Annotated in this window: 9 protein-coding genes; 1 reads left to right on the top strand and 8 read right to left on the bottom strand. The window is 68.4% G+C overall.

Annotated features, from left to right (window positions below; genetic code table 11):
• Positions 1–15: 15 nt before the first annotated feature.
• The 6 genes from O0235_RS11300 to ispD are packed head-to-tail and all read right to left on the bottom strand — an operon-like array spanning position 16 to position 5,426.
• On the bottom strand, positions 16–1,110 hold the full coding sequence (locus tag O0235_RS11300; RefSeq protein ID WP_270055889.1) for a DegT/DnrJ/EryC1/StrS family aminotransferase: 1,095 nt from the start codon (positions 1,108–1,110) through the stop codon (positions 16–18).
• Positions 1,107–1,715 (bottom strand): acyltransferase, encoded by a 609-nt coding sequence (locus O0235_RS11295; RefSeq protein ID WP_270055888.1) that lies wholly within the window; start codon positions 1,713–1,715, stop codon positions 1,107–1,109. Before O0235_RS11295 ends, O0235_RS11300 begins: the two co-directional genes overlap by 4 nt.
• Positions 1,712–3,625: a polysaccharide biosynthesis protein gene (locus O0235_RS11290; protein WP_270055887.1), complete on the bottom strand. Its 1,914-nt coding sequence runs from the start codon at positions 3,623–3,625 to the stop codon at positions 1,712–1,714. The genes O0235_RS11295 and O0235_RS11290 overlap by 4 nt, the downstream gene beginning before the upstream one ends.
• Positions 3,622–4,215: a sugar transferase gene (locus O0235_RS11285; RefSeq protein WP_270055886.1), complete on the bottom strand. Its 594-nt coding sequence runs from the start codon at positions 4,213–4,215 to the stop codon at positions 3,622–3,624. The genes O0235_RS11290 and O0235_RS11285 overlap by 4 nt, the downstream gene beginning before the upstream one ends.
• Positions 4,216–4,272: 57 nt before the next feature.
• Complete coding sequence (ispF, locus tag O0235_RS11280) at positions 4,273–4,755, bottom strand: 2-C-methyl-D-erythritol 2,4-cyclodiphosphate synthase (protein ID WP_270055885.1); 483 nt, start codon at positions 4,753–4,755, stop codon at positions 4,273–4,275.
• Positions 4,752–5,426, bottom strand: coding sequence for a 2-C-methyl-D-erythritol 4-phosphate cytidylyltransferase (ispD, locus tag O0235_RS11275; RefSeq protein WP_270055884.1), 675 nt, complete (start codon positions 5,424–5,426; stop codon positions 4,752–4,754). The genes ispF and ispD overlap by 4 nt, the downstream gene beginning before the upstream one ends.
• A gap of 118 nt (positions 5,427–5,544) precedes the next feature.
• Here ispD and O0235_RS11270 point away from each other — a divergent pair, with 118 nt between their 5' ends.
• Positions 5,545–7,455, top strand: a complete 1,911-nt coding sequence (locus O0235_RS11270; protein WP_270055883.1) for a TIGR03960 family B12-binding radical SAM protein — start codon at positions 5,545–5,547, stop codon at positions 7,453–7,455.
• Positions 7,456–7,572: 117 nt separating this feature from the next.
• Here the strand turns inward: O0235_RS11270 and rpoC are convergent, their stop codons facing one another.
• Together rpoC and rpoB are read right to left on the bottom strand one after the other, a co-directional pair.
• Positions 7,573–12,027, bottom strand: a complete 4,455-nt coding sequence (rpoC, locus tag O0235_RS11265; protein WP_270055882.1) for a DNA-directed RNA polymerase subunit beta' — start codon at positions 12,025–12,027, stop codon at positions 7,573–7,575.
• Entirely contained in the window at positions 12,011–15,892 is a 3,882-nt protein-coding gene (gene rpoB, locus O0235_RS11260) for a DNA-directed RNA polymerase subunit beta (protein WP_270055881.1), read from the bottom strand. Before rpoB ends, rpoC begins: the two co-directional genes overlap by 17 nt.
• Positions 15,893–15,944 lie beyond the last annotated feature (52 nt).

Here is a 15,944-nt window from a genome sequence, read left to right as displayed (position 1 = left end):
CGTTGCGCACGGCGGTCAGCTGCGGAGGCGGTTCAGCGTGGCGGCGATGTACTCGATGTCCTCGGGTTCGAGGCCGGGGTGGACCGGCAGCGAGAGGACGTGCTCGGCGGCGGCCTCGGCGACGGGGAAGCTGCCATCGCCGAGCCCGAGCTGCTGGATGATCGGCTGGCGGTGGATGGGGACGGGGTAGTGGATGGCGCTGCCGATGCCGGCCTCGTGGAGCTGCTGCTGAAGGCGGTCGCGGCCGGAGGGCACGCGGATGGTGTACTGGTGGAAGACGTGGCGGTCGCCCTCGCGGACGCGCGGGGTTTCGAAGCCGCGGATGAGGCTGCTGAGGCGGGCGGCGTTGGCGATGCGGGCCCCGGTCCAGGCTTCGAGCTGCTCAAGCTGGGCGAGGCCGATGGCGGCGTTGAGGTCCTGCATGCGCCAGTTGAGGCCGAAGAGGTCGTGGCGGTAGCGGACCTCCTGGCCGTGGTTGCGGATGATGCGGGCGCGGCGGGCGATTTCGTCGTCGTTCGTGGTGATCATGCCGCCTTCGCCGGTGGTCATGTTCTTGGTGGGGTAGAAGCTGAAGCAGCCGGTGCCGAAGGTGCCGACGCGCTGTCCGGCGTGCTCGGCGCCGTGGGCCTGGGCGGCATCCTCGATGAGGGCGAGGGAGAAATCCTCGGCGAGTTCGGCGAGTTCGGCGATGCGGGCCGGGTGGCCGTAGAGGTGGACGGGCAGGATGGCGCGGGTGCGCTCGGTGATGGCGTCTTCGACCTTTTCGGGGTCGAGGTTCAGGTCGAACGGGTCGATATCGACGAAGACGGGGGTGGCGCCGCAGGCGATGATGCTGGTCGCGGTGGCGATGAAGCTGAACGGGGTGGTGATGACTTCGTGGCCGGGGCCGACGCCGTGGGCCTGGAGGGCGACGATGAGGGCGGCGGTGCCGGAGTTGACGGCGATGGCGTGCTTTGCGCCGACATAGGCGGCGAAGGCGCGCTCGAAGGCTTCGACGCGGGGGCCGGCGGCCAGCTGGCCCGAGTCGAGGACGTCCATGACGGCGCGCTTTTCGGCCTCGCCGACGTGCGGGCGGGCGACGGGGATGTACGGGCGGGGGACGGCAGTCATGCGGGCTCCGGGGAAGGGAGTGGTTCGAGGCGGGCGGGACTTTCGCCGGCGAGGCGGTAGCGGCGGCCGCACGCGGGGCAGGCGAGGGCGGCATCGAGCGGACGGGCGCAGGCGCAGGCCCAGCCGAGCTGGCGGGCCGGGTTGCCGGCGACGAGCGCGTAATCGGGGACGTCGCGGGTGACGACGGACCCGGCGGCGACGAGGGCCCAGCGGCCGATCGTGAGGCCGGGGAGGATGACCGAGCGGGCGCCGATGGCAGCCCCGTAGCGCACGAGAGAGCCGGAGAGGTCCCAGTCGGAGGCGGCTTTCAGGGTGCCGTCGGGGTTGATGGCGCGGGGGTAGCGGTCGTTGGTGAGGACGACTTCGGGGCCGATGAAGACGCCGTCCTCAAGGGTGTTGCCTTCGTAGACGCAGGAGTAGTTCTGGACCTTGCAGTTCGCGCCGATGCTGACATCGGCGCCGACGTAGACGCCTTTGCCGATGATGCAGCCGGGGCCGATGCTGGCGCGCTCACGAACCTGCGCGTGGTGCCAGATGGAGGCGCCGGGGCCGATGCTGGCGGCGGGCGAGACGTCGGCGGTGGGATGGATGCGGGGCCCGGTCACGAGGGGAGCGCCTCGCTTTCGGGGGTATCGGCGGCGGACTCGGCGGCTTCGCCGAGGGAGAAGCGGCGGGCGACGAGGTGGATGCGGCGGCGGACTTCTTCGGGGTCGCCCCACATGACGGTGCGGATTTCGTCGATGAGGCGGAGGATTTCGCGCTCGGAAACATCGACGGAGGCGGTGAGGCGCATGACCTTGGGGTGGGCGGTGGGCTGGAGGTGTTCGAAATCGGCGACGAGTTCTTCGCGGAGCTTTTCGCCGGGGCGCGGCCCGGTGAAGACGACCTCGATGTCTTCGCCGGGGCGGAGGCCGCGGAGGCGGATCATGCGCTCGGCGAGTTCGAGGATGTTGATCTCTTCGCCCATGTCGAGCATGTAGATATCGCCGCGGCCGCCGAACGTGCCGGCCTGGATGACGAGCGAGACGGCTTCAGGGATGGAGATGAAGTAGCGCTGCATTTCGGGGTGCATGACGGTGACGGGGCCGCCGCGCTCGATCTGCTTCATGAAGGTGGGGACGACGGAGCCGCGGGAGCCCATGACGTTGCCGAAGCGGACGGCGGCGAAGCGGGTGCGGGCTGATTCGCGGGCGAGGGCGATGACGAGCAGCTCGGCGATGCGCTTGGTGGCGCCCATCACGCTGCTGGGGCGGACGGCCTTATCGGTGGAGATGAGGACGAAGGTGCCGGTCTCCGCCTCGCGGGCGGCGGTGGCGCAGTAGAGGGTGCCGAGGACGTTGACGCGGAAGGCCTCGGCGGGGTGCTCCTCCATGAGGGGGACGTGCTTCAAGGCTGCCGCGTGGTAGACGAGGTCCGGCCGGGCGCGGCTGAAGATTTCGCGGACGCGCGGTTCATCGGCGACGCTGCCGACCCAGAGGCGGATGGCGGTCTCGGGGGAGACGCCGGCGAGTTCGAGCGAAAGGTCGTGCAGGCCGGTTTCGTTGTTGTCGAGGAGGTGGAGTTCGCGCGGGCGGAAGGTGAGCACCTGCCGGCAGAGTTCGGAGCCTATGGAGCCGGCGGCGCCGGTGACGAGCACGACTTTATCGCGGACGGACTGGCTGCAGGCGGCGAAATCGACCTGGACGGGTTCGCGGCCGAGGAGGTCGTCGAGGGTGATTTCGCGGAGGGTATCGTGGCCGTGGCCGAGCACCCAGTTATCCACGCCGGGGACCATGCGGACGGGGATGTTGCGGCGCTGGCAGGTGCCGACGATGTCGCGGACGAGGTGGCCGGCCGGGCGGTCGAGGGCGATGGCGACGATCTCGGCGTCCATCCGGTCGAGGACCTGCTCGAGGTCGGCGACGGTGCCGTGGACTTTGAGGCCGTGGATGCGGTGGTGGAGCTTTTTCGGGTCGTCGTCGACGAAGCCGACGGGCTGGTAGGGGAGGTCGGGGTTCGCCTGCAGTTCGCGGGCGAGGAGCTGGCCGGTGTGGCCGGCGCCGACGATGAGGAGGCGGCGTTCGCCGTTGTTCATCCACGGGAGGCGGATGAGGAGGCGGGTGCGCATCTTGACGACGGCCATGCCGGGGAAGACGAGCGCGCCGGTGATGAGAATGACGGAGAGAGGGAGGAGACGCTCTTCGAGCCAGAAGTTGATGCCGAAGAGAAGGATGGTGACGAGGAAGACGGGGCGGAAGAGGCCGATGATGTCGCCGAGCGAGCCGTAGGCCCAGACGGTGCGGTAGACGCCGAAGAGGAAGTTGCCGATGACGTAGGCGGCGGCGATGAGGGGGAAAACGCGGACGACGAACTCGGCGTTGCGGCGGGGGACGTCGGCATCGAACCGGAGGAGCATGGCGCAGGCGAGCGCGACGGCGACGACGGCGACGTCGAGCGCAATGGCGACGAGCGTCCCGAGCGGGTCGCCGGGGGCGAGGCGGCGGAGGGCGGCGAGGGGGCTCGAGCTGCGGTTCACCGGGCGCCGCTCCCTTTGATGACTGCGAGGAGAGTTTTCAGGAGGATGGCGATATCGCCGCGGAGGGAGTGGTCGTCCACGTACGCGAGATCGTAGGTAATCGTTTCGTCATAGGTCAAATCCGAACGGCCGTTGAGCTGGGCGAGGCCGGCGATGCCGGGGAGCACTTCGTGGCGGCGGTGGTAGTGCGGCGGGTACTGGGCGACGATTTCGGGAATTTCGGGCCGGGGGCCGACGAGGCTCATGTCGCCCTTGAGGACGTTGATGAGGTTCGGGAGCTCGTCGATGGAGGTCTTCCGCATGAAGGCGCCGAGGCGGGTGATGCGGGGGTTCGGCTTGCCGGGCGGCGAGAAGACGAAGGTCGTGAAGTCGTCGATGACGTAGCGGTCTTCTTTGCCGGGGCGGGCGTGGCGCATGGTGCGGAGCTTGATCATCGTGAACGGGCGGCCGTGCAGGCCGACGCGCTGCTGGAGGAAGAACGGGTTGCCGCCGAGGTCGATGGCGAGGAGCAGGGCGGCGATGAGCGTGACGGGAACCCAGAGCGGGGCTGTGAGCAGGACGAGGGTGACGTCGAAAAGGCGTTTGCCCACGCTTCCAGCCTAGCCCCGGGGACGGCTACGGGCACGACCCGGCGGGGAAGGGAAGGTTCAGCGGTAGAGCAGGACGACGGCGACGGCGGCCATCGCTTCGCCGCGGCCGACGGCGTCGAGGCCCTCGCCGGTCTTGGCTTTGACGCTGACGGCGGCAGGGTCGAGCCCGGCGATGGCGGCGATGCGCTCGCGGATGTGGGGGATGTAGGGCTCGAGGCGAGGCCGCTCCGCGCGGATGACGGCATCGATGTTGCCGGGGTGCCAGCCGGCGTCGCGCGCGAGGCGGAGCGCGGTGCGGAGGAAATCGGCGGAGTCGGCGTGGGCGTAGCGCGGGTCGCCGGGCGGGAAGTGCTGGCCGATATCGCCGAGGGCGGCTGCGCCAAGGACGGCGTCGGTGATGGCGTGGAGGAGGACGTCGGCGTCGCTGTGGCCGCGCAGGCCGGGGCCTTCTTCGATGATGACGCCGCCGAGGATGAGGTGGCGGGAGTCGTCGACGGGGTGGAGGTCTTCGCCGATGCCGACGCGGAAGAGTGCGCTCACGGGGCATCCCCCCGGGCGGCGAGGAGGCGCGCGGCGATTTCGAGGTCGAGCGGGCGGGTGACCTTGAGGTTGTCGTGGCTGCCCTCGACGACGGCGCATTCGAGGCCGAGCCGGCTGAGCATGGCGGCGTCGTCGGTCTCGTCGTTGTCGGACATGGCGGCGGCATCGAGCCAGGCCTGGCGGAGGACGACCTGGGGCGTCTGCGCGGCCCAGAGGAGAGCGCGGTCAGGGTGGCCGATGATGACGCCGCCGCGCACCTCTTTGATGGTGTCGGTGACGGGCACGGCGGCGATGGCGCCGGGGCGGCCCGCGGCGGCAGCGATGACCCGCTCGACGAGGGCGGGCGTCACGAGGGGGCGCGCGCCATCATGGATTGCGACGTAGCGGGAGGCGCAGGCGCGGAGGCCGGCTTCGACGCTGTCGCGGCGGCGGGCGCCCCCGGGGACGACCCGGAAGCAGGCGCGGGGACACCACTGCGCGGCGAGGGCCTCGAACTCGGCTTCGCGGCCGGGGGCAGCGACGATGACGAGGCAGCCGAGCCCGCTGACGGCTTCGAAAGCGGCGAGCGACCAGGCGATGAGGGGTCGGCCGGCGCAGTCGGCGGTCAGCTTGTCCGCGGCGCCGAAGCGGGTGGAGGCGCCGGCGGCGACGATGACGGCATCGGTGGGCACGCGGGCAGTATCGCGCAGGCGGGCGGCACGGTCAGCCCGGCTTGGGTGGGATGGGGCGCGGCTGCTACGATGGATGCTTGCCTGCAGTGTTTCTCACCCGCTGCGTGGAGGTGGCGGCATGCCGACGGTGACCATCGACGACCTGCTCCGGCGCGTTTCGAAGCCCTCGCGGTACACCGGGGGCGAATGGAACAGCGTGACGAAGGACTGGGCGGCTGCGGCGGTCCGCATCGCGCTGGCGTACCCGGATGCATACGACATCGGGATGTCGAACATGGGGCTCGGCATCCTGTACGACATCCTGAACCGGTATGAGGACGTCGCCTGCGAGCGCGTGTTCGCGCCGTGGGACGACATGGAGGCGGAGATGCGGCGGGAGGGCGTGCCGCTCTGGAGCCTCGAGACGCGGCACCCGCTGCGCGAGTTCGACATCGTCGGCTTCACGTTCCAGTACGAGATGACGTACACGAACGTGCTGAACATGCTTGACCTCGCCGGCATCCCGGTCCTGGCGCGCGAGCGCGGGGAAGACGACCCGATCGTGATCGCCGGCGGGAGCGGGGCGTTCAACCCGGAGCCGATGGCGCTGTTCATCGACGCGTTCGTGCTCGGCGAAGGGGAGGATGCCGTGGTGGAGCTCGCGGACCTCGTGCGGGCATGGAAGCGCGAGGGAACGCCGCGGGAGCAGCGGCTGCGCGACCTGCTGCGGATGCCGGGCGTCTACGTGCCGCGGTTCTACGAGGCGCGGTACGACGATGCGGGCCACTTCGCCGCGCTGGAGCCGCTCGTCCCGGAGGCGCCGGCGGTCATCCGGCGGCGAATCGTGGAGCAGCTGCCGCCGCCGCTGGTGAAGCCGATCGTGCCGTTCCTGCAGACGGTCCATGACCGGGCGGCGGTGGAGATCCAGCGCGGCTGCACGCAGGGCTGCCGCTTCTGCCAGGCGGGGATGATCTACCGGCCGACGCGGGAGCGTTCGCCGGCGGAGGTGGTGCAGGCGGCGGCGGACTTGATGGCGAACACCGGGTACGACGAGCTCTCGCTGCTTTCGCTGAGCACGACGGACCACAGCGAAATCGTGCCGATGGTGCAGGCGCTGACGGAGCGGTTCCCGAACCTGAAGGTGAGCCTGCCGAGCACGCGGGTGGACACGTTCTCGGTGGATGTGGCGAACGCGATTGCGAAGGGGAAGAAGCACACGCTGACGCTGGCGCCGGAGGCGGGATCGCAGCGGCTGCGGAACGCGATCAACAAGCTCGTGAGCGACGCCGACCTGCTCGGGGCGGCGGAGAACGCGTTCCAGCGTGGGTGGACGGGCATCAAGATGTACTTCATGGTCGGCCTGCCGACGGAGACGATGGAGGACGTGGCGGGGATCGTGGAGCTGGGCAAGCAGGTGAAGGCGATCGGGAAGAAGTACGTCGGCGGCCGGGCACGGGTCCGCGTGAGCACGAGCAACCTGGTGCCGAAGCCGCATACGCCCTTCCAGTGGGCGCGGCAGGACACGGCGGAGGAGCTGGAGCCGAAGCACTTCCTGCTGAAGGACGGCTGCCGGGCGGCAGGCGTGGAGTTCAGCTGGAACGACCCGCGGGACAGCTTCATCGAGGCGGTGCTCTCGCGCGGCGACCGGCGCGTTTCGGAGGCGGTGTACGAGGCGTGGCGCCGGGGCGCGAAGTTCGATGCCTGGAGCGAGCACTTCAGCTTCGAGACGTGGCAGGAGGCGTTCGCGGCGGCCGGGGTGGACCCGGCGTGGTTCGCGCACCGGGAATGGGACACGCGGGAGCCGCTGCCGTGGGACCACATCGACTGCGGGGTGACGAAGGCGTACCTGCGCGGCCAGTGGCAGGCGGTGCATTCGACGAAGACGGTGGGGGACTGTCACCACGGGGCCTGCAACGTGTGCGGAATGCAGAACTTCGACGCGCTGCGCGGGGAGAAGGGTGTGGCGGATTGCGTGGTGAAGGTGGGCAAGCTGGCGGAGCTGCGCCGGGGCGCGCGGAAGTACGAGGGCGAGCTGCTGGAGCTGGTGTAGGGGGCAGGGGGCTGCCGGGGGGCCGCGAGCGACGCAGCCGCAGCGGGCAAGACGAGAGGGAGGGGCCTTGCGGCCCCTCCCGTGTTTCGCTGGCGGCGTGCGGCGATGGGCGCGCGGCTAGTCTTCGTCGTCCTCGCCGTCCTGCGGGGCGCCGATGATCATGTCGTCGTCGTCCTCGTCGAAGTCGAGGTCGTCGTCTTCGTCGTCGAGGAGGCCGACGGAGGAGCGGCGCTGGCGGGAGCCGGCTTCGCGCTCGGCGAGGCGGCGCTCGAGTTCGAATTCTTCCTCGAGGAGGAGCGCCTCGGGCACGTCGAGGTCGCCGAAGGTTTCACGCTTTGGCACTTCGATTTCGGCGCGGGCCGGGATGAGCTTGCCGATGATGACGTTCTCCTTGAGGCCCTGGAGCCGGTCGACGGCGCCTTCGATGGCGGCGTTGGTGAGGACGCGGGTGGTCTCCTGGAAGGAGGCGGCGGCGAGCCAGCTGTCGGTGTTGAGCGAGGCCTTGGTGACGCCGAGGAGGACGGGGGTGGCGGTGGCCGGCTCGCCGCCCTCGGCGATGATCTGGTTGTTGATCTCGTCGAACTTGCGGCGGTCGACGAGGTCGCCGGGGAGGAGGCCGGTGTCGCCGGGGTGGTCGACTTTCACGCGGCGGAGCATCTGCCGGGTGATGACTTCGATGTGTTTGTCGTTGATGTTGACGCCCTGGGATTTGTAGACCTTCTGCACTTCCTCGACCATGTACTTCCGGACGGCGTCGCGGCCCTGGATGTGGAGGATGTGCTGGGGGTTCTTGGCGCCTTCGGTGAGCTGGTCGCCGGCGTAGACCATCTGGCCGTCCTCGACGAGGAGACGGGCGGCAGCGGGGATGGGGTACTCCCGCTCTTCGCGGTCTTCGTAGACAACCTGGACCTTGTTCTTGCCGACGACGCGGACGGTGCCGCCGATGCGGGAGATGATGGGCTGGGCGGGGAGCCCGGCCTCGGATTCGCCGGCGGGCTGGGCGATGGGCGCACCGGCGACGATGCGCTCGCCGTCCTTGACGAGGAGCTCGGCTTTGGCAGGGACGTCGTACTCTTCGACGAGGGTATCGACGTTGGTGACGCGGACGATGCGGCGGTCGTTTTCGACGTGGATTTCGACGATGCCGTCGGTCTCGCTGATGATGGCTTCGCCCTTGGGGGCGCGGGCTTCGAAGAGCTCTTCGACGCGCGGGAGGCCGCTGGTGATGTCGGTCTGGGATGCGACGCCGCCGGTGTGGAAGGTGCGCATCGTGAGCTGCGTGCCGGGCTCGCCGATGGACTGGGCGGCGATGATGCCGGTGGCGGTGCGGAGCTTCACGAGCTCGCCGCGGGCGAGGTCGCGGCCGTAGCAGAGCTGGCAGAGGCCGCGCTCGGCTTCGCAGGACATGGGGGTGCGGACGAAGACCCGGCGGATGCCGCGGCGGTCGATTTCATCGGCGACGGCCTCGTTGATTTCTTCGTTGCGGCGGCAGAGGAGTTCGCCGGTGGCTTCGTCGACGATGTCGATGGCGGCGTAGCGGCCGATGATGCGGGCGCGGAGCGGCTCGAGGTCGTCGCGCTCGTCCTGTTCAATCCAGAGGCCGGCGGTGGTGCCGCAGTCTTCTTCGAGGATGATGACGTCCTGGGCGACGTCGATGAGGCGGCGGGTGAGGTAGCCGGAGTCGGCGGTGCGGAGGGCCGTATCGGCGAGGCCTTTGCGGGCGCCGTGGGTGGAGATGAAGTATTCGAGGACGGAGAGCCCTTCGCGGAAGGAGCCGCGGATGGGGAGCTCGATGACTTTCCCGTTGGGGTCGGCCATGAGGCCGCGCATGCCGGCCATCTGGCGGATCTGGGTGATGTTGCCCTTGGTGCCGGAGGAGGCCATGTAGTGGAGGGAGCCGTATTCGTGCATGCGCTCTTTGATGGCGCGCTCGATTTGGCTCGTGGTCTCGGCCCAGATGGCGACGGTGCCTTCGTACCGCTCTTCCTCGGTGATGAGGCCCATCTGGTACTGCTCCATGAGGGCGTCGACTTTGCGGTCGGCCTCGGCGAGGAGCTCGGCCTTGTTCTTGGGCACCTGGATTTCGTGGACGGCGATGGTGACGCCGGAGCGGGTGGCGTAGTGGAAGCCGACGGCCTTGATGCGGTCGACGATTTCGCCGGTGCGCTCGCCGCCGAGGGCGCGGTAGCACATGGCGACGACCTTCCGGAGGTTGGGCCGGTCCATGTTCTGGTTCTGGAACGGGATCTCCTCGGGAAGGACTTCGTTGAAGATGATGCGGCCGACGGTGGTTTCGATGATGTGGGTGCCGCGGGTGCCGTCGGGCCGGGCGGGGGGCTCGGTGACGACGCCGCCGTCGCCCATCACGGCGCGGTCGGTGCGGACGCGGATGGGGGCGCGCATATCGATGATGCCGAGGTCGTAGGCGAGGCGCGCCTCTTCGAACGAGCCGTAGAGGCCCTGGACGGGCCGGCCGTTTTCCTCCCGGTAGGCGCCGCGGCCGTTGCGGTCGATGTCGGTCATGTAGTAACAGCCGAGAACCATGTCAAGCGAGGGCGCGACGATGGGGTCGCCGCTCGCGGGCGAGAGCAGGTTCTTGGTGGACATGAGGACCTGCTTGGCTTCGGCCACGGCTTCGCGGCTGAGGGGGACGTGGACGGCCATCTGGTCGCCGTCGAAGTCGGCGTTGAAGGCGGCGCAGACGAGCGGGTGGAGCTGGATGGCGGAGCCTTCGATGAGGACGGGCTGGAAGGCCTGGATGCCGAGGCGGTGGAGGGTCGGCGCGCGGTTGAGGAGCACCGGGCGGTCGCGGATGACTTCATCGAGGACGTCCCAGACTTCGGGGCGGGCGCGCTCGACGATGCGCTTGGCGCTCTTGATGTTGTGCGCGAGGCCCTTCGCGACGAGGGAGTGCATGACGAAGGGCTTGAAGAGTTCGAGGGCCATGCGCTTGGGCAGGCCGCACTGGTGGAGCTTGAGTTCGGGGCCGACGACGATGACGGAGCGGCCGGAGTAGTCGACGCGCTTGCCGAGGAGGTTCTGGCGGAAGCGGCCCTGCTTGCCCTTGAGCATGTCGGAGAGGCTCTTGAGCTTGTGGTTGCCGGAGCCTGAGACCGCGCGGCCGCGGCGGCCGTTGTCGATGAGGGAGTCGACGGCCTCCTGCAGCATGCGCTTTTCGTTGCGGATGATGATCTCGGGAGCGCCGAGGTCGAGGAGGCGCTTGAGGCGGTTGTTCCGGTTGATGACGCGGCGGTAGAGGTCGTTGAGGTCGCTGGTGGCGAAGCGGCCGCCATCGAGCTGGACCATCGGGCGGAGGTCCGGCGGGAGCACGGGGAGGACCTGGAAGATCATCCACTCGGGCTTGTTCCCGGAGTTCCGGAGAGCTTCGACGACGTTGAGCCGCTTGGTGGCCTTCTTCCGGCGCATGCCGGAGGCGACGAGGATCTCCTGCTTCAGCTTGGCGCGGAGGGCATCGAGGTCGAGCCGCTGGAGCACGTGCAGGACGGCCTCGGCGCCCATGGCGGCCTTGAACACGCCGGGGAAGGCATCGGAGAGCTCGCGGTAGCGGGTCTCGGTGAGGAGGACGATTTCGTCGTCGCGGACGGGGTCGCGGAGGGATTCGAGGTCGCGCAGGCGCTCTTTGAACTGGTCATCGATCTCGTTCCGCACCTGCTGTTCGCGCTGCTGGAGCGGATGGAGTTCGTCGTAGAGGGCCTGCTTGGCGTCCTCGAGGGCGGTATCGGCGACGAGGGCTTCCTGCTCCTTGAGCTTTTCGGTTTCCTTATCGAAGGCTTCGAGCTTCTTGCGGCCTTCGCGTTCGACCTTGCCGACCTGGGCGGCGGTGACTTTGACGCCGGCTTCGAGGATGACCTCGCCGAGGATCTCGATGGGGGCTTCGAGGGTGCCGCCCTTGGCCGCGGCGACCGTTTCGATGGCGCGCTGGATGGCGGCCTCGAGGGCGTCGCGGGAGATTTTCCGCTCGGCTTCGATCTGGGCCTGCTTTTCGAGGACTTTTTCCTGGAGGGCGCGGTTGGCTTCTTCGAGCTGCTGTTCGAGCTGCTGGCGGCGCGGTGCGATGTCGCCGAGGCGTTCGGCGAGGAGGTCTTCTTTCTCGCGCTGGAGGCGCTGGAGCTCGTAGTTGCGGGCGGCCTCGTCGACCTCCGTGATCATGTACTGGGCGAAGTAGAGGACGCGCTCGAGGTTGCGGGGGGAGATATCGAGGAGGAGGCCGAGCTTGGAGGGCGTGCCTTTGACGAACCAGATGTGGCTGACCGGGCTGGCGAGCTCGATGTGGCCCATGCGCTCGCGGCGGACCTTGGCGCGGGCGACTTCGACGCCGCACTTATCGCAGATGATGCCCTTGTAGCGGACGCGCTTGTACTTACCGCAGTAGCACTCGAAGTCCTTGGTGGGCCCGAAGATTTTTTCGCAGAAGAGGCCGTCTTTTTCCGGCTTCAGCGTGCGGTAGTTGATGGTTTCAGGCTTGGTGACTTCGCCGTAGCTCCAGGAGCGGATCTGCTCAGGGCTGGCGAGGGCGATCCGGACCTGGTTGAAATCATTGACCTCGAGCATTGAAGAAATCCTCCTCGCGTTCGAAACCGGTCAGGTTGAGGCCGAGCTCCGGCAGGTCGTTGGCGGAATCGTCGATGAAGGAGACGGAGCTGCCTTCGTCGTTGGAGACCTCGACGGCGAGGCCGAGGCTCTGGAGCTCTTTGACGAGGACCTTGAAGGACTCGGGGACGCCGGGCTCGAGGACGTCTTCGCCCTTGACGATGGCTTCGTAGGTTTTGACGCGGCCGACGACGTCGTCGGATTTGACGGTGAGGAGCTCCTGGAGGATGTGGGCAGCGCCGTAGGCTTCGAGGGCCCAGACTTCCATTTCGCCGAAGCGCTGGCCGCCGAACTGGGCCTTGCCGCCGAGGGGCTGCTGGGTGATGAGGCTGTAGGGCCCGGTGCTGCGGGCGTGGATTTTGTCCTCGACGAGGTGGATGAGCTTGAGCATGTAGATGTAGCCCACGGTGACCGGCTGGTCGAAGGGTTCGCCGGTGCGGCCGTCGTAGAGGCGCATCTTGCCGAAGAGCGGCGGCGGGACGTTGGTCTCGCGGTAGACCTGGTTGGCGAGGTCGTCGAGCTCTTCGCGGGTGTGGCGTCCGCGTTCGATGGGGGGCTGGCCGGTCTCGGCGCGGTGCCGGTTGAGCCAGATTTCGAGGCAGGCGCGGGCCGGGGCGCCGTCTTCAGGGTGGGTGAAGACGGCATCGGGGTCGTAGCCCTGCTCGGCGACCCAGGCCTTCAGGCGTTCGGGGTCGAAGCCGCGGTCGCGCGGGTCGACGTAGTAGTAGGCGCCGGCTTCGTGGGCCATCCAAGCGAGGGCGAGGGCGTCGTCGATTTCGTAGTCGCGGGCGCCGTCGAAGACGGGGCTGATGGCGCGGAAGCCGAGGGTGTTGGCGGCCCAGCCGAGATGCGTCTCGAGGACCTGGCCGATGTTCATGCGGCTGGGGACGCCGATGGGGTTGAGGATGATGTCGACCGGGGTGCCGTCTTCGAGGTAGGGCATGTCCTCGCGCGGGAGGATGCGGCTGATGACGCCCTTGTTGCCGTGGCGGCCGGCCATCTTGTCGCCTTCCGAGATCTTGCGGCGCTGGGCGATGGAGACGCGGACGAGCTTGTTGACGCCGGCGGGCAGGCTGTCGTGGTTGTCGCGGGTGAAGACTTTGACGTCGATGACTTTGCCGCGCTCGCCGTGGGGGACGCGGAGGGAGGTGTCCTTCGTTTCGCGGGCCTTTTCGCCGAAGATGGCGCGGAGCAGCTTTTCCTCGGCGGTGAGCTCGGTTTCGCCCTTGGGGGTGACTTTGCCGACGAGGATGTCGCCTTCGCGGACTTCGGCGCCGATGCGGATGATGCCGTCTTCGTCGAGCTGGCTGAGGGCGTCTTCGCCGACGTTGGGGATGTCGCGCGTGATTTCCTCGTCGCCGAGCTTAGTCTGGCGGGCTTCGACCTCGTGCTTCTCGATGTGGATGGAGGTGAACTTGTCTTCGCGGACGAGGTTTTCGGAGAGGATGATCGCGTCCTCGAAGTTGTAGCCCTCCCAGCTCATGAAGGCGCAGAGGATGTTCTGGCCGAGGGCGAGGTCGCCGCCCTGGGTGCTGGAGCTGTCGATGATGGGCTGGCCGGCGCGGACGCGTTCGCCGCGGAAGACGATGGGGCGCTGGTTGAGGCAGGTGCCCTGGTTGGAGCGGGTGAACTTGGTGAGGCGGTAGGTGCGGCTGGCGCCGCCGGCGTCGGTGTTGAGCGCCGGGTCGTCGTAGCGGATTTTGATGTGGGTCCCGGTGGCTTCGATCACCTCGCCGTCGCCTTCGGCGAGGAGGACGTGCCCGGAATCGACGGCGGCGCGGCGCTCCATGCCGGTGCCGACGAGGGGGACCTCGGGCCGGACGAGGGGCACGGCCTGGCGCTGCATGTTGGCGCCCATGAGGGCGCGGTTGGCGTCGTCGTGCTCGAGGAAGGGGATGAGGGCCGAGGCGACGGAGACCATCTGCTTCGGCGAGACGTCGATGTAGTCGACCTCGATGGGCGGGACGGTGAGGAAGTTTTCGAAGAGGCGGATTTCGACGCGCTCATCGATGAAGTGGCCGTCGGCGTCGATGCGGGTGTTGGCCTGCCCGACTTTGAACTTGTCCTCTTCGTCGGCGGTGAGGTAGACGATTTCGTTGGAGACCCAGGGCTGGATGGGAACGGAGCGGCCGGCCGCGGCCAGGCGCTCGGCGAGGGCGGCGTCGATGCGGGTGCCGCGGGGCGCGATGAGCGCACCTTCGGCGTCGAGGGCGTCTTCGCGGAGGATGCGGCCGATGAGGTTCGGGTCATCGGAGAGCATTTCGCGGTAAACGCGGCGGTACGGCGTCTCGATGAAGCCGAATTTGTTGAGCCGGGCGTACGTGGCGAGGGAGCCGATGAGGCCGATGTTCGGGCCTTCCGGCGTTTCGATGGGGCAGATGCGGCCGTAGTGGCTGTGGTGGACGTCGCGGACGTCGAAGCCGGCGCGGTCGCGGGAGAGGCCGCCGGGGCCGAGGGCGGAGAGGCGGCGCTTGTGGTTGAGCTCGGAGAGCGGGTTCGTCTGGTCCATGAACTGGGAGAGCTGGCTGCCGCCGAAGAACTCCTTCATGGCCGCGACGACGGGGCGGATGTTGATGAGGGCGCTGGGCGTCGCCTCTTCGGGGTCGGTGATGGTCATGCGCTCGCGGACGACGCGCTCCATGCGGAGGAGGCCGACCCGGAACTGCTGCTGGATGAGTTCGCCGACGGCGCGGACGCGGCGGTTGCCGAGGTGGTCGATGTCGTCATGATGGCCGCGGCCGTTGTTGATGTTGATCTGCTCGCGGACGATGGCGACGAGGTCGTAGGGGCGGAGCCAGCGCTGGTCGGTGGGGTCTTCGAGCTCGAGACGCTTGTTGACCTTGTGGCGGCCGACGCGGCCGAGGTCGTAGCGGCGGGGGTCGAAGAAAAGGGTCTTGAGGAGGTTGCGGGCGTTGTCCGCGGTCGGCGGGTCGCCGGGGCGGATCTTCCGGTAGAAGTCGAGCAGGGCCTCGTGCTTGTTTTCGACGCCGGGGTCGCGCGGTTCCTTGCTGATGGTGGTGGCGATGAACTGGCGGATATCGCTGGTGTCGACGGCTTCGAACATGGCGAGCAGGCGCTCGTTGGTGCCGAGCTCCTGTTCGAGTTCGCGAAGGGCCGCCTCGCGGGCGCGCTCGTCGCCGGCGTCGACGGCTTTCCAGTACTTTTCGAAGCGGGGGTTATCGCGGTCGCCGGGGACGAGACCGGGCACGTCGATGGCGCGGATGAAGGTGGTGACGGGGACTTTGCGCTTGCGGTCGACTTTGACGTAGAGGACGTCGCGGTTCGAGGTCTCGAATTCGAGCCAGGCCCCGCGTGCGGGGATGAGCTTGCCGTGGCAGAGGCGCTTGCCGGTGGCCTGGTCGGTTTCGATTGTGTAGTAGACGCCGGGGGAGCGGACGAGCTGGGAGACGACGACGCGCTCGGCACCGTTGATGATGAAGGTGCCGCGGTCCGTCATGAGGGGGAAATCGCCGAAGAAGAGGCGCTGTTCTTTGATTTCACCGGATTCTTTGACGCGGAGCTCGACATCGACGAAGAGCGGCGCGGCGTAGGTCATGTCGCGCTCGCGGCATTCGTCCATGGAGGCCTTGGGCTCGCGGAATTCGTAGTCGCCGAAGATCAGGTCCATCCGGTTGCCGGTGAAGTCCTGGATGGGGGAGAGCTCATCGAACAGCTCCCGGAGGCCTTCCCGCTTGAACCATTCGAAGGAATCGAGCTGGATGCGGATGAGGTTGGGCAGCTCGAGGACGTCGGGGATGCGGCCGTAGGTCTTGACTTCGAGCGGGGCAATGGTGCCCCCCGGGACCACGTGACGCGAGGTGGTCATCCTGTGGCAACTCCTTCAGGACTGATGGGGCGAATGGCACAGAGCGGCAGGG

The sequence above is a fragment of the Tepidiforma flava genome (assembly GCF_027594505.1).
Taxonomy (GTDB): Bacteria; Chloroflexota; Dehalococcoidia; order Tepidiformales; family Tepidiformaceae; genus Tepidiforma; species Tepidiforma flava.
The sequence above is the reverse complement of the archived record's forward strand: the minus strand, read 5'-3'. Positions and strand labels throughout refer to the sequence as shown.